Source organism: Halomonas rhizosphaerae (assembly GCF_030010555.1).
GTDB lineage: Bacteria > Pseudomonadota > Gammaproteobacteria > Pseudomonadales > Halomonadaceae > Halomonas > Halomonas rhizosphaerae.
In genome coordinates this window covers 60,858-74,027 of record NZ_JASCQP010000044.1, presented here as the reverse complement: position 1 = coordinate 74,027, position 13,170 = coordinate 60,858, and the positions used below count along the sequence as shown (strand labels likewise).

The window sequence follows — 13,170 nt, the reverse complement described above, 5'->3', positions numbered from 1 at the left end:
TCCCCGGTTAGCTCAGGCAGTCTGCGGAATCGGCTGACGGGCGCCTTCGCCGCGCCGGACGGTCATGAAGACGTTGAAGGCCATGATCAGCATGCCGGCCACCCAGCACAGGCCGCCGATCAGGCGCACGATGTAGCCCGGGCCGCTGGCCTCCACGGATTCGACGAAGGTGTACATCAGGGTGCCGTCGGGGTTGATGGCGCGCCACATCAGGCCCTGCAGGATGCCGTTGACCCACATGGCGGCGATGTAGAGCACGGTGCCGATGGTGGCCAGCCAGAAGTGCACGGCGATCAGGTTCACCGAGTGCATCTCGGTGCGGCCGAAGAGGCGCGGGATCAGGTGGTACATGGAGCCGATGGTGATCATCGCCACCCAGCCCAGGGCGCCGGCGTGCACGTGGCCGATGGTCCAGTCGGTGTAGTGCGAGAGGGCATTGACGGTCTTCACCGCCATCATCGGCCCCTCGAAGGTGGACATGCCGTAGAAGGAGAGGGCCACCACCAGGAAGCGCAGGGTCGGGTCGGTGCGCAGCTTATGCCAGGCGCCGGAGAGGGTCATCATGCCGTTGATCATGCCGCCCCAGGAGGGGGCCAGCAGGATGATCGACATGATCATGCCCAGCGACTGGGCCCAGTTGGGCAGGGCGGTGTAGTGCAGGTGGTGCGGGCCGGCCCACATGTAGACCATGATCAGCGCCCAGAAGTGGACGATGGACAGGCGGTAGGAGTAGACCGGACGCTCGGCCTGCTTGGGTACGAAGTAGTACATCATCCCCAGGAAACCAGCGGTCAGGAAGAAGCCCACCGCGTTGTGGCCATACCACCACTGCACCATGGCGTCGATGGCGCCGGCGTAGATGGAGGTGGAGTACATGGCGGTGACCGGGATGGCGGCGTTGTTGACGATGTGCAGCACCGCCACGGTCAGGATGAAGGCGGCGAAGAACCAGTTGGCCACGTAGATGTGGGAGGTCTTGCGCAGCTTGATGGTGCCCAGGAAGACGATGGCATAGCTGATCCAGACCACGGCGATCAGGATATTGATCGGCCATTCCAGCTCGGCGTACTCCTTGGTGGTGGTGTAGCCCAGCGGCAGCGAGACCACCGCGGAGACGATCACCGCCTGCCAGCCCCAGAAGGTGAAGGCCGCGAGCTTGTCGCCGAACAGGCGGGTCTGGCAGGTTCGCTGCACCACGTAGTAGGAGGTGGCGAACAGTGCCGAACCGCCGAAGGCGAAGATCACGGCGTTGGTGTGCAGGGGGCGCAGGCGGCCGAAGCTCGTCCACGGCAGTCCCAGGTTCAGTTCCGGCCATACCAGCTGTGCGGCAAGGATGACACCGAGGGTCATGCCCACGATGCCCCACACCACCGTCATGATCGCGAACTGCCGAACTACCTTGTAGTTGTAGGTCGGGTGTTCAAGTGCTGTGCTCATGTCAGGTTCCCATCGAACGCGGTTTGGGGGTGTCCCGCGGCATTCTGCCTCGGGGCGACCTCCGCAGGATGATGCAGGTCTTTAACCAACGCTGATTCTAGCGCAGGCGTGCGACAAGCTGAACACGCCAATGTGTTGATTCATGAACGAGAAGGGGCTGAAATTGTCAGACCGTTTTTGTCGGGATTTGCCGCCCATCGACCGCCAGACCCTGCAGCGATTGCTGCGCGAGGGCGAGTCCGGTGGCTGGAATATCCAGGGGCTCGGCCCCCTGGAAGTGCGTGGAGAGTGTCGGGCAGGCCGGCTGCTGATGGCCCACGGCGCCGGTGCGGGGCAGGATTCAACCTTCCTGCAACGGTTGCGTGATGCGCTGGCCGGGGTGGGGGTCCAGACACTGGCCATCGAGTTCGCCTACCTGCAGCAGATGCGCCGTGAGGGGCGGCGGCGACCGCCACCGAGGGTCGATCGCCTGGTCGAGGAGCTGGTTCAATGGTGCGACAGCGTGTCGCACCGAGACCTTCCGCCACCCTGGCTGGGCGGCAAGTCGATGGGCGGACGTGTCGCCAGCCTGCTGGCGGCCCGCGACGGTGCCCCTGGCCTGGTGCTGTGCGGCTACCCCTTCCATCCACCCGGCAAGCCCGAGCGCCTGCGGCTTTCCCACTGGCCGCTGCTGGCATGCCCGACCCTGGTGGTGCAGGGCAGCCGAGATCCCTTCGGGACCCGTGACGAGGTGGCGGGCTATGCGCTCCCCGGCACGGTGCGACTGCACTGGCTCGAGGACGGCGACCATGACTGGAAACCGCGTCGCGCCTCCGGCAGGACCCAGGCGGCACTGATCGACGAGGGGGCGGCGGCGATCGCTGCCTTCATGAGCGCCCACGCCTGAAACTCCCGAGCCGCGGGCGGTGCGGGCAAGTCGATGAAAGGGCGGCGGTTCTCCGCTCTGGGGCGCCCCCTGGCGGCGATGCGAAAAGCGTTGACATTGGTCGGGGCCCCTGTAGAATGCAGCGCCACGTGACCGGGGGTGGTTAGCTCAGCTGGGAGAGCACCAGCCTTACAAGCTGGGGGTCACAGGTTCGAACCCTGTACCACCCACCATCGCCTCGGCGATGCCCGATCATGTCGCAGGAAGAGAGCAGCGGACCGGTAGTTCAGTTGGTTAGAATGCCGGCCTGTCACGCCGGAGGTCGCGGGTTCGAGTCCCGTCCGGTCCGCCATCGTCTTCCCTGTCGCAGGTCATCTTGCGGACCGGTAGTTCAGTTGGTTAGAATGCCGGCCTGTCACGCCGGAGGTCGCGGGTTCGAGTCCCGTCCGGTCCGCCATGATGGCATGACGACAGCAGCAAGCTTGCAGTAACGCGTGGGTGATTAGCTCAGTTGGTTAGAGCACCAGCCTCACATGCTGGGGGTCACTGGTTCGAGTCCGGTATCACCCACCACGCGGACCGGTAGTTCAGTTGGTTAGAATGCCGGCCTGTCACGCCGGAGGTCGCGGGTTCGAGTCCCGTCCGGTCCGCCATCTGCACACGAATTCTTCAGCCCCGAGGCCCTACAGGCCTCGGGGCTGTCTCGTTGGTGCCCGGCTTCCCCTCCCGCTCCTCGCTATCATTGGTCGATGACCCTTTGCGTCATCCGGCTCGACTATCATACAGTTGTTTGAATCGACCGCCGTTCCGACCGTGAGGATCCTGCCGTGAGTGCTTATCCCCAACTGTTCCGACCCCTGCGGGTCGGCCACCTGACACTACCCAATCGGGTGCTGATGGGCTCGATGCACACCAACCTCGAGGAGGCGCCGGGCGGCTTCGCGCGGCTGGCGGCCTTCTATGCCGAGCGGGCCCGGGAAGGGGTCGGGCTGATCGTCACCGGCGGCATCGCGCCCCATCCCGAGGGCGCCGTCTTCGAGGGGGCGGCGACCCTCGAGCGCTCCGAGCAGGTGGCGGACCACCGTGGGGTGGTCGAGGCCGTGCACGAGGCCGGCGGGCGCATCTGCCTGCAGATCCTGCACGCCGGCCGCTATGCCTACACGCCGGAGCTGGTGGCGCCCTCGGAGCTCCAGGCCCCCATCAATCCCTTCACGCCCCGGGCGCTCGACGGCGACGAGGTCGAGGCACGCATCGAAGCCTACGTGCACTGCGCGAAACTGGCCCGGGAGGCCGGCTACGACGGCGTCGAGGTGATGGGGTCGGAGGGCTATCTGATCAACCAGTTCATCTGTCCCCGCACGAACCATCGCGACGATGCCTGGGGAGGCAGCCTCGAGAATCGCCTCCGCTTCCCGGTGGAGGTCGTGAAACGCATCCGTGAGGCGGCGGGGGACGACTTCCTGCTGATCTTTCGGCTGTCGATGATCGACCTGGTGGAGGAGGGCAGCACCTTCGAGGAGGTCGTCGCCCTGGGGCGCGCCCTCGAGGCCGCCGGCGCCAACCTGATCAACACCGGCATCGGCTGGCACGAGGCGCGCATCCCCACCATCGTCACCAGCGTGCCGCGGGCCGCCTTCACCGAGGTGACCCGGCGCATGAAGGCCGAACTCTCGGTGCCGCTGATCACCACCAACCGCATCAACATGCCGGAGGTCGCGGAGCGGGTGCTCGCCGAGGGGCACGCCGACATGGTCTCCATGGCGCGGCCCTTCCTGGCCGACCCCGCCTGGGTAAGCAAGGCCGACGCGGGACGCGGCGAGGAGATCAATACCTGCATTGCCTGCAACCAGGCCTGCCTGGACCAGGTCTTCCTGGGGCGGGTGAGCTCCTGCCTGGTCAATCCGCGTGCCTGCCACGAGACGGAGCTGGTGGTCGCCCCGACCGCTGAGCCGAAGGCCATCGCCGTGGTGGGCGGCGGTCCCGCCGGTCTTGCCACCGCGGTTACCGCCGCCGAGCGCGGCCATGCCGTGACCCTCTTCGAGCGCGGCACCGAACTGGGCGGGCAGTTCAACCATGCGCGGCGGATTCCCGGCAAGGAGGAGTTCGACGAGACCCTGCGCTACTACCGGGTAAGACTCGACAGGCTGGGCGTCACGGTACGCCTGGGGACCGAGGCGGATGTCCAGGCCCTGCGCGACTTCGATGCGGTGGTCCTGGCCACCGGCGTGCGACCGCGCAGGCTCGAACTGCCGGGCAGCGACCACCCGAAGGTGATCGGCTACCCGACGGCGATCACCCATCCCGAGCGGGTCGGCCGGCGCGTGGCGATCATCGGCGCCGGGGGCATCGGCTTCGACGTGGCGGAGCTCTTGACCCACGCCGGCGACGCCGCACCGGCGGTCGCGACCTGGTGCGACGAGTGGGGGGTGGATCTCGGCGTGGCGCAGCGTGGCGGCCTCAAGGCGGCCGAGCCTCGCGCGAGCCCCCGGCAGGTCACCCTGCTGCAGCGCAAGACCAGCAAGCCGGGCAAGGGGCTCGGCAAGACCACCGGCTGGGTGCATCGGGCCTCGCTCAAGCATCGCGGGGTCGAGACGCTGGTCGGCTGCGAGTATCTCGGCATCGATGACGAGGGGCTGCATATCCGCCTCGATGGCGAACCGCGGTGTCTCGAGGTCGATACCATCGTGGTCTGCGCCGGGCAGGAGCCGGTGCGTGAGCTGCTCGCGCCGCTGCAGGCGGCCGGGATGGGCGTGCATGTCATCGGCGGTGCCGACGAGGCGGCGGAGCTCGATGCCCGACGGGCCATCGAGCAGGGAACCCGGCTGGCCGCACGACTCTGACGCCGATCGCGGCCGCCTGTTCTCGCCAGCCGTTGACCGCCCGCCGGCCTCCTCCGGCGGGCTGCGTCGTTTCAGCGTTTAATCTTTCGTGATTCCTCATGAACCGAGTGGCGCTCGCCGGGCTCTCAGGGGGGAGGGCTCGGGTGCGTTGATTGGTGAGGCAAACCGTTATCCGCTGATGCTGTCTACGCTGATGAGACCCACCCCCGGCCTGTCACCACCATGTCGAGTGGCTGGGGAACCGGGCATACAGGAGGCATCGATGAGCATCTTCGATCATGTGCAGAACCGCTTCGCTCGCGTCCAGCAGGAAGAGATGAGCCTGCAGGAGTATCTGGAACTCTGTCGCCAGGAGCCCGTGGCCTATGCCTCGGCGGCCGAGCGTATGCTGGAGGCCATCGGCGAGCCAGAGGTGATCGATACCGCGAAGGACCCGCGGCTGTCCCGCATCTTCTCCAACAAGGTGATCCGCCGCTATCCGGCCTTTGCCGAGTTCTACGGCATGGAGGAGGCCATCGAGCAGATCGTCGCCTACTTTCGCCATGCCGCCCAGGGGCTCGAGGAGCGCAAGCAGATCCTCTATCTGCTGGGACCGGTAGGGGGTGGCAAGTCATCCCTGGCCGAGCGGCTCAAGCTGCTGATGGAGAAGGTGCCCTTCTATGCCATCAAGGACTCGCCGGTCTACGAGTCGCCGCTGGGCCTGTTCTCCCCGGAGGAGGACGGCGAGCTGCTGGAGAAGGAGTACGGCATCCCCCAGCGCTACCTCAAGAGCGTGATGTCGCCCTGGGCTGCCAAGCGCCTCAAGGAGTACGGGGGGGACATCTCCCAGTTCCGGGTGGCGCGTCTCTATCCCTCGCGGCTCAACCAGGTGGCCATCTCCAAGACCGAGCCCGGCGACGAGAACAACCAGGACATCTCCTCGCTGGTGGGCAAGGTGGACATCCGCCAGCTCGAGCTCTACTCCCAGGATGACCCGGACGCCTACAGCTTCTCCGGCGGGCTGTGCCGCGCCAACCAGGGGTTGATGGAGTTCGTCGAGATGTTCAAGGCGCCGATCAAGGTGCTGCATCCGCTGCTGACGGCGACCCAGGAGGGCAACTACAACCCTACCGAGGGCATGGGGGCGATCCCCTTCGACGGTGTGGTGCTGGCCCACTCCAACGAGAGCGAGTGGCAGACCTTCCGTAACAACCGCAACAACGAGGCCTTCCTCGACCGGGTGTACATCGTCAAGGTGCCCTATTGCCTGCGGGTCACCGAGGAAATCAACATCTACAAGAAGCTGCTCGAGCACTCGTCGCTGGCCGAGGCGCCCTGTGCACCGGATACTCTGCGCATGCTGGCCCAGTTCTCGGTGCTCTCCCGGCTCAAGGAGCCGGAGAACTCGAGCATCTATTCCAAGATGCGGGTCTACGACGGCGAGAACCTCAAGGACACCGACCCCAAGGCCAAGTCGATCCAGGAGTACCGCGATGCGGCCGGGGTCGACGAGGGCATGGAGGGGCTGTCGACGCGCTTCGCCTTCAAGATCCTCTCCAAGGTGTTCAACTTCGACAACCACGAGGTGGCGGCGAACCCGGTTCACCTGCTCTATGTGCTCGAGCAGCGCCTGGAACAGGAGCAGCTCCCCCGGGAGACCTTCGAGCGCTACCTGCGCTTCATCAAGGAGTTCCTGGCCCCGCGCTACGTCGACTTCATCGGCAAGGAGATCCAGACCGCCTATCTCGAGTCCTATTCCGAGTACGGCCAGAACATCTTCGACCGCTACGTCACCTATGCCGACTTCTGGATCCAGGATCAGGAGTACCGCGACCCCGAGACCGGCGAGTTCCTCGACCGCCAGGCCCTCAACGAGGAGCTGGAGAAGATCGAGAAGCCGGCGGGCATCTCCAATCCCAAGGATTTCCGCCACGAGGTGGTCAACTTCGTGCTGCGGGCCCGTGCCCAGAACAATGGCATGAACCCCAGCTGGCAGTCCTACGAGAAGCTGCGTGGGGTGATCGAGCACAAGATGTTCGCCAACACCGAGGAGCTGCTGCCGGTGATTTCCTTCAACGCCAAGGCCTCGACGGCAGACCAGAAGAAGCACGAGGACTTCGTGGCACGCATGGTCGACCGCGGCTACACCGAGAAGCAGGTGCGCCTGCTCTCCGAGTGGTACCTGCGGGTACGCAAGTCGCAGTAGGCCGAGGAGGTCGTCATGACCTATTTCATCGATCGTCGAGCCAATGCCAAGCACAAGAGCGCGGTCAATCGCCAGCGCTTCCTCGACCGCTACCGCACCCATATCAAGCGGTCGGTCGAGGAGGCGGTGAACCGTCGCTCGATCACCGACATGGAGCGCGGCGAGAAGGTCTCGATTCCCGCCCGGGACATCTCCGAACCGGTCTTCCAGCACGGCCCGGGGGGCAAGCGCACCATCGTCGCGCCGGGCAACAAGGAGTTCGTCGAGGGGGACCGGCTGCGCCGACCCGGCGGCGGGGGCGGTGGAGACGGTGCCGGGGAAGGCGGTGCGTCCAACCAGGGCGAAGGCATGGACGAGTTCGCCTTCACCCTGAGTCGCGAGGAGTTCCTCGACTTCGTCTTCGATGGCCTGGAGCTGCCCCACCTTGAGCGCAAGAACCTGGTGGACCTCGACGAGGTGCGTCCGGTGCGTGCGGGGGTGTCGAAGGAGGGCGTCCCGGCGCGCATCAACATCGTGCGCTCCATGCGCGAGGCCCAGGCCCGGCGCATCGCCATGCGGGCGCCGATCCGCCGGGCACTGCGCGAGGCTATGGAGGCACTGGCCGAGGAGGAACGCAAGGACCCGGTGCTGCGCAACCCCGCCCGCATCGCCGAGCTCAAGGGAGAGATCGAACGGCTGGAGAAGCGCCTGGAGGCGGTGCCCTTCATCGATACCTACGACCTGCGCTACAACAACCTGATCGACCAGCCGCAGCCCTCGAGCAAGGCGGTGATGTTCTGCGTGATGGATGTCTCGGGGTCCATGACCCAGGCCCACAAGGACATCGCCAAGCGCTTCTTCCTGCTGCTCTATCTCTTCCTCGAGCGCAACTACGAGAAGGTCGAACTGGTCTTCGTCCGTCACCATACGGCGGCCAAGGAGGTCGACGAGGAGGAATTCTTCTATTCCCGCGAGACCGGCGGCACCATCGTCTCCAGCGCCCTGACGCTGGTCGACGAGATCATCGAGGCGCGCTACCCGCCCGGACAGTGGAACCTCTACGTGGCGCAGGCCTCGGACGGCGACAACTGGGACGACGACTCCATCACCTGTCGCGACCTGCTCGTCGAGCGCCTGATGCCGCGGCTGCAATACTTCACCTACGTGGAGATCACCCCCCATGCCCACCAGGCGCTGTGGGAGGAGTACGAGCGGGTGGAGGCCGAGTATGCCGAGCGCTTTGCCATGCGTCAGATCGTCGAGGCCGGGGACATCTATCCGGTCTTCCGCGAGCTGTTCAAGCGCCGCATTGCCAGCGCTTGACCACCAGAGCAGGCGGCCTGAGGAGGCAGCATGACCCGACGCAAGCCCATCGCCACCGGATCCGACTGGAACTTCGAGATCCTCGACGCCTTCGAGGAGGAGATTGCACGCCTGGCGGACGAGTATCGCCTGGACACCTATCCCAACCAGATCGAGGTCATCACCACCGAACAGATGATGGATGCCTATGCCAGCGTGGGCATGCCGGTGGGCTATCACCACTGGTCCTTCGGCAAGCAGTTCCTGGCCGTGGAGCAGGCCTATCGCCGTGGCCAGATGGGGCTCGCCTACGAGCTGGTGATCAACTCCGACCCCTGCATCGCCTACCTGATGGAGGAGAACACCCTGATGATGCAGGTGCTGGTCATGGCTCACGCCTGCTATGGCCACAACTCCTTCTTCAAGGGCAACTACCTGTTCCGTACCTGGACGGATGCCTCTTCCATCGTCGATTACCTGGTGTTCGCCCGGAAGTACATCGGTGAGTGCGAGGAGCGCCACGGTGTGGCCGCGGTGGAGCAGCTGCTGGATGCCTGCCACGCCCTTCAGAACTATGGCGTCGACCGCTACAAGCGCCCCTCGCCGGTCTCCGCCGCCGAGGAGGCGCGGCGCCAGAAGGAGCGCGAGACGCACCTCCAGGCCCAGGTCAACACCCTGTGGCGCACCATCCCGGGCCGCCCGCGCGGGGATGCCCTGCCCGGCATGGCCGACGAGGAGGATCCGCTGGGCCTTCACGAGGGCGGTCGCTATCCCCCGGAGCCCCAGGAGAACCTGCTCTACTTCATCGAGAAGAACGCCCCGCTGCTGGCCCCCTGGCAGCGCGAGGTGGTGCGCATCGTGCGCAAGCTGGCCCAGTACTTCTATCCCCAGCGCCAGACCCAGGTGATGAACGAGGGCTGGGCGACCTTCTGGCACTACACCCTGATGAACCGGCTCTACGAGGAGGGCCTGGTGGATGAAGGGCTGATGCTGGAGTTCCTGCAGTCGCATACCGCGGTGGTCAACCAGCCGGCCTTCGACAGCCCCTACTTCAGCGGCATCAACCCCTATGCGCTGGGCTTCGCCATCTTCACCGACCTCCGGCGTATCTGCGAGGCGCCGACGGAGGAGGACCGGCAATGGTTCCCCGACAGCGCCGGTGGCGACTGGCGGGAGACCCTGGAGTTCGCCATGAAGAACTTCAAGGACGAATCCTTCATCCAGCAGTTCCTCTCACCCAAGGTGATCCGCGACCTCAAGCTGTTCACGGTGGTCGACGACGATCAGGAGGAGATGCTGGAGGTGGCGGCGATCCATGACGAGCGTGGCTATCGGCGCATTCGCGAGTCCCTCGCCACTCAGTATGCCCTGGCGGTGCGTGAACCCAATATCCAGGTCTACTCGGCGGACATCCGCGGCGACCGTTCGCTGACCCTGCGCCACGTCCAGGACAGTCGGCGTCCGCTGGCGCGCAGCGTCTACCCGGTCATCCGTCATCTCCACCAGCTGTGGGGCTTCCCGGTGCGGCTGGAGTCGGTGCAGGACGACGAGGTGGTGCGACGCTACCACTGGCCACTGCCCGAGGAAGAGCGGCGCGACTGAGGCGGCTGAACGGCGAGACCCGCGCCATGGCGCGGGTCTCGTCATTGGGGCCTGACGGCGTAATCAGCTCTGGGCGGACCAGGACTGGCACCAGCCGGCCGGCTCGACGCTGTTCTCCGGGAACAGCTGGCAGCCTTCGTTGTCGGCCTGGAAGAACATGCAGTTGTCACACCGCTCACCCTCCTCGTAGGCCGGATGGTCGCTGGCGTCGCTGGCGTTCTCGACGTAGTTCAGGGCCTGGGCCTGCTCGGCGCTCGGGTCGAGCCGCGGCAGGTCCTGGGCGAAGGCGCTCTTCGACAGGATGCCGGCGCCGAGGGGCAGGGCGGCAAGGCCCAGCAGGCTGTTGCGCATGAAGTCACGACGGCTATTGTCGGCCATGGTCTCTCCTTGTCATCACGGTGGGTCTTGGGGTCACGGTGGGCACGCGTGGTGCCCGTTTCTTCTTGGCGGGTGGTCGAGCCACCTCTTGATCCGACAGGCGCGTCCCTGCGGAGTTCGTTCGGTCAATGGTAGTAAACTGATGGGGGTATCGCGAACCGGTCGGGGTATGTGCGGCAATCCGCCGCACAGCCGCCGGCCCAGGAGAAGGGAGGCCATGGCGTTCACTCGATTTTCCTCGCCGATCGGCGAGATCCTGCTGTGCGCTGGCGCAGCCGGGCTGCAGAGGGTGGTGCTGGCCGCCGAGCAGACACCCGACCCGCCGGGGGAGGTCCGGGACGATGAGGCCCTCAAGGGGGCGCGTGACCAGTTGCTCGGCTACCTCGCCGGGCGCAGGCGTCACTTCAGCGTGGACCTGGCCCCCGGGGGCAGCGACTTCCAGCGGCAGGTGTGGTCGGCGTTGCTGAGGGTGCCCTATGGCGAGACACGCACCTATGGCCAGCTGGCCCGGCAGCTGGGTCGGGAGGGGGCCGCCCGTGCCATCGGTGCGGCCAGTGGCGCCAACCCCTTGCCGCTGCTGATTCCCTGTCACCGCGTGGTGGCCGCCGACGGCCTGGGAGGCTACAGCGGCGGGCCTGATCTCAAGCGCCGCCTGCTGGCCCTGGAGGAGAGCTCCGGTGCCCAGGCATGACCCCTCTGTTCAGCGCCCTCGACGGCGCTGCTATACTCGCGCCAGCTGCGGTGGCCACCCGGTCGCCCGCAGAACGAGACGCGCGCACAAGCGCCCATAGCAGGGAGAAGTCCGATGCAGAACGCGGTGATTCTGATCAATGCCGAGAAGGGCCAGGTGAAGGCCGTGGCCGAGCGGCTGGCCGACGTGGAGGGCATCAGCGAGGTCTATTCCACCTGTGGCCGCTATGACCTGGTGGCCATCGCACGGACCCGTGACTTCGAGAGCCTGGCGGAGCTGGTGACCGGACGCCTCAATGCCGTCGAGGGCATTCGCGACACCGAGACGCTCAATGCCATGCAGGTCCACTCCCGGCACGACCTGGAGACCATGTTCTCGCTGGGGTGGTGAGGGAAGGCGTGGGCCGCGTGCCCGCCGCATGATCGGACAGGGAAGGGTCAGGCATGGCAGCAAGACGAAGGCGCGTCGCCAACCGCTGGCGCCGCCAGGCGCGTCGCTTCGGCATCACGGCGCTGTTCGTGGCAGTGGCCGCCGGGCTCTGGCACTTCCAGGAGCGCGAGCTGCGCGACGGGCTCAGCTGGCAGGGCGTCACCACCTGGCAGGAGCTCACCCCGCTGAGCTTCCATCGCGTGTTGCGCAACGACGGCTTCCTGGTGGGGTGGTCCGATGTGCGGGTCAATCCGCTGTGGGTCAGCTATCTGCTGCACGATGTCGAGGACCCGAACGCCGGGCCGCGACCCGGCTTCCAGCGCGACTGGCGCGCGCTGTGGCCGATCTCGCCGGACAGCTACTTCGGCAGCGGCTATGATCGTGGGCATCTCGCCCCCAACTATGCCATCGCCGCGGTCCATGGCAGTGCGGCGCAGCGCGACACCTTCCTGATGAGCAACATGTCGCCCCAGCGGCCCGACCTCAACCGGCGCCTCTGGCAGCGCCTGGAGGAGGTGGTGATGGATCGCTTCGTGCCACGCTTCGGTACCCTCCAGGTGATCACCGGTCCGGTCTTCCCGGCGTCGTTCCGGGACAACGTGCTCAATCGGGTCGGCCTGGTGGAGGTGCCCGAGGCCTTCTACAAGATCCTGGTGGTGCCGGGCGAGGAGCCGCGCGCCCTGGCCTTCCTCATGCCGCAGCGGGTGGCGGGCGACGAGTCGCTGGATGACTTCCTGGTCAGCATCGATGAGCTGGAGGCGCGCACCGGCCTGGACTTCTTCCCGCAGCTGCCCGAGGCGGCCGCCGTGGCACTGGAGGCCGAGGTGGAAACTGCGGGCTGGGGGCTCGAGGCCGTGGCCAGGCTGCCCGGCCGCTTCTGAATGGCGGACACAAAAAAACCGCGAACATGGCGTCGCGGTTTCCTGTGGGGCTGCAATGTTGACTCGGCTGCATGACGCGAGAAGAAGTGGTGCCCAGGAGAGGACTTGAACCTCCACATCCGTAAGGATACTAGCACCTGAAGCTAGCGCGTCTACCAATTCCGCCACCTGGGCGCATCATGCTGTCGTCGTGTTCGCGAGCATCGCGTCTGCGATGGTGCCCAGGAGAGGACTTGAACCTCCACGTCCATAAGGACACTAGCACCTGAAGCTAGCGCGTCTACCAATTCCGCCACCTGGGCGAACACGAGCGATCCGAGCTGACAAAGAGCGTGGGAGCGAACTCCCGGGTATCCGTTCGAGAGCGACGGGATACCGATGGTGCCCAGAAGAGGACTTGAACCTCCACGTCCGTAAGGACACTAGCACCTGAAGCTAGCGCGTCTACCAATTCCGCCATCTGGGCAGGCGAGGCGTATGGTACCCGATTCGTTTGCCGATGCAAGCGGATCTGGCCCCGCCCTCCAGGATTTTTTGTCGCGCGCCACGCGTCGGCGGCGCCGCCATGGTTGGGTGATGGG

At 66.1% G+C, this 13,170-nt stretch carries 10 protein-coding genes and 8 tRNA genes; 13 read left to right on the top strand and 5 right to left on the bottom strand.

All coding sequences use genetic code 11. The features are described from left to right. Positions 1 to 12: 12 nt before the first annotated feature. Entirely contained in the window at positions 13 to 1,437 is a 1,425-nt protein-coding gene (gene ccoN / locus QLQ83_RS18285; protein WP_282736925.1) for a cytochrome-c oxidase, cbb3-type subunit I, read from the bottom strand. A gap of 163 nt (positions 1,438 to 1,600) precedes the next feature. On the opposite strand from ccoN, the gene QLQ83_RS18280 reads away from it, so the two are divergent. The 10 genes from QLQ83_RS18280 (at position 1,601) to QLQ83_RS18235 (ending at position 10,210) form a co-directional block, all read left to right on the top strand. After that, positions 1,601 to 2,323: an alpha/beta family hydrolase gene (locus QLQ83_RS18280; protein ID WP_282736924.1), complete on the top strand. Its 723-nt coding sequence runs from the start codon at positions 1,601 to 1,603 to the stop codon at positions 2,321 to 2,323. Positions 2,324 to 2,459: 136 nt separating this feature from the next. Continuing rightward, positions 2,460 to 2,535 (top strand) — tRNA-Val (locus QLQ83_RS18275). A gap of 42 nt (positions 2,536 to 2,577) precedes the next feature. Then, a tRNA-Asp gene (locus QLQ83_RS18270) sits at positions 2,578 to 2,654 on the top strand. Between the two features lie 28 nt (positions 2,655 to 2,682). Continuing rightward, a tRNA-Asp gene (locus QLQ83_RS18265) sits at positions 2,683 to 2,759 on the top strand. A gap of 39 nt (positions 2,760 to 2,798) precedes the next feature. Further along, positions 2,799 to 2,875, top strand: a tRNA-Val gene (locus QLQ83_RS18260). A 3-nt stretch (positions 2,876 to 2,878) separates the two neighbouring features. Continuing rightward, positions 2,879 to 2,955, top strand: a tRNA-Asp gene (locus tag QLQ83_RS18255). A 174-nt stretch (positions 2,956 to 3,129) separates the two neighbouring features. Continuing rightward, positions 3,130 to 5,142: an NADPH-dependent 2,4-dienoyl-CoA reductase gene (locus QLQ83_RS18250; RefSeq protein WP_282736923.1), complete on the top strand. Its 2,013-nt coding sequence runs from the start codon at positions 3,130 to 3,132 to the stop codon at positions 5,140 to 5,142. 262 nt (positions 5,143 to 5,404) lie between these two features. After that, entirely contained in the window at positions 5,405 to 7,327 is a 1,923-nt protein-coding gene (locus QLQ83_RS18245; protein WP_282736922.1) for a PrkA family serine protein kinase, read from the top strand. A gap of 15 nt (positions 7,328 to 7,342) precedes the next feature. Beyond that, positions 7,343 to 8,629 (top strand): YeaH/YhbH family protein, encoded by a 1,287-nt coding sequence (locus tag QLQ83_RS18240; RefSeq protein ID WP_282736921.1) that lies wholly within the window; start codon positions 7,343 to 7,345, stop codon positions 8,627 to 8,629. Positions 8,630 to 8,659: 30 nt separating this feature from the next. Next, positions 8,660 to 10,210, top strand: a complete 1,551-nt coding sequence (locus tag QLQ83_RS18235; RefSeq protein ID WP_282736920.1) for a SpoVR family protein — start codon at positions 8,660 to 8,662, stop codon at positions 10,208 to 10,210. A gap of 63 nt (positions 10,211 to 10,273) precedes the next feature. On the opposite strand, the gene QLQ83_RS18230 is transcribed toward QLQ83_RS18235, so the two are convergent. Continuing rightward, positions 10,274 to 10,588: a high-potential iron-sulfur protein gene (locus QLQ83_RS18230; RefSeq protein ID WP_282736919.1), complete on the bottom strand. Its 315-nt coding sequence runs from the start codon at positions 10,586 to 10,588 to the stop codon at positions 10,274 to 10,276. 217 nt (positions 10,589 to 10,805) lie between these two features. On the opposite strand from QLQ83_RS18230, the gene QLQ83_RS18225 reads away from it, so the two are divergent. From QLQ83_RS18225 to QLQ83_RS18215, 3 genes are all read left to right on the top strand, one after another. After that, positions 10,806 to 11,279 carry a methylated-DNA--[protein]-cysteine S-methyltransferase gene (locus QLQ83_RS18225; protein ID WP_282736918.1) on the top strand — a complete coding sequence of 158 codons (474 nt, stop codon included), beginning with the start codon at positions 10,806 to 10,808 and terminating at the stop codon, positions 11,277 to 11,279. Between the two features lie 114 nt (positions 11,280 to 11,393). Next, positions 11,394 to 11,669: an Lrp/AsnC family transcriptional regulator gene (locus QLQ83_RS18220; RefSeq protein ID WP_023004511.1), complete on the top strand. Its 276-nt coding sequence runs from the start codon at positions 11,394 to 11,396 to the stop codon at positions 11,667 to 11,669. A 53-nt stretch (positions 11,670 to 11,722) separates the two neighbouring features. Then, a complete protein-coding gene (locus QLQ83_RS18215) occupies positions 11,723 to 12,589 on the top strand; it encodes a DNA/RNA non-specific endonuclease (RefSeq protein ID WP_282736917.1) in 867 nt (288 codons plus the stop codon). An 87-nt stretch (positions 12,590 to 12,676) separates the two neighbouring features. Here QLQ83_RS18215 and QLQ83_RS18210 read toward each other — a convergent pair. From QLQ83_RS18210 to QLQ83_RS18200, 3 genes are all read right to left on the bottom strand, one after another. Next, positions 12,677 to 12,763 (bottom strand) — tRNA-Leu (locus QLQ83_RS18210). Positions 12,764 to 12,804: 41 nt separating this feature from the next. Continuing rightward, a tRNA-Leu gene (locus tag QLQ83_RS18205) sits at positions 12,805 to 12,891 on the bottom strand. Between the two features lie 77 nt (positions 12,892 to 12,968). Beyond that, a tRNA-Leu gene (locus tag QLQ83_RS18200) sits at positions 12,969 to 13,055 on the bottom strand. Positions 13,056 to 13,170 lie beyond the last annotated feature (115 nt).

Coding starts and splice junctions, on each gene's coding strand:
- QLQ83_RS18230 (WP_282736919.1), bottom strand. CDS start 10,588: ATGGCCGACAATAGCCGTCGTGACTTCATGCGCAACAGCCTGCTGGGC.
- QLQ83_RS18235 (WP_282736920.1), top strand. CDS start 8,660: ATGACCCGACGCAAGCCCATCGCCACCGGATCCGACTGGAACTTCGAG.
- QLQ83_RS18220 (WP_023004511.1), top strand. CDS start 11,394: ATGCAGAACGCGGTGATTCTGATCAATGCCGAGAAGGGCCAGGTGAAG.
- QLQ83_RS18245 (WP_282736922.1), top strand. CDS start 5,405: ATGAGCATCTTCGATCATGTGCAGAACCGCTTCGCTCGCGTCCAGCAG.
- ccoN (WP_282736925.1), bottom strand. CDS start 1,437: ATGAGCACAGCACTTGAACACCCGACCTACAACTACAAGGTAGTTCGG.
- QLQ83_RS18215 (WP_282736917.1), top strand. CDS start 11,723: ATGGCAGCAAGACGAAGGCGCGTCGCCAACCGCTGGCGCCGCCAGGCG.
- QLQ83_RS18240 (WP_282736921.1), top strand. CDS start 7,343: ATGACCTATTTCATCGATCGTCGAGCCAATGCCAAGCACAAGAGCGCG.
- QLQ83_RS18225 (WP_282736918.1), top strand. CDS start 10,806: ATGGCGTTCACTCGATTTTCCTCGCCGATCGGCGAGATCCTGCTGTGC.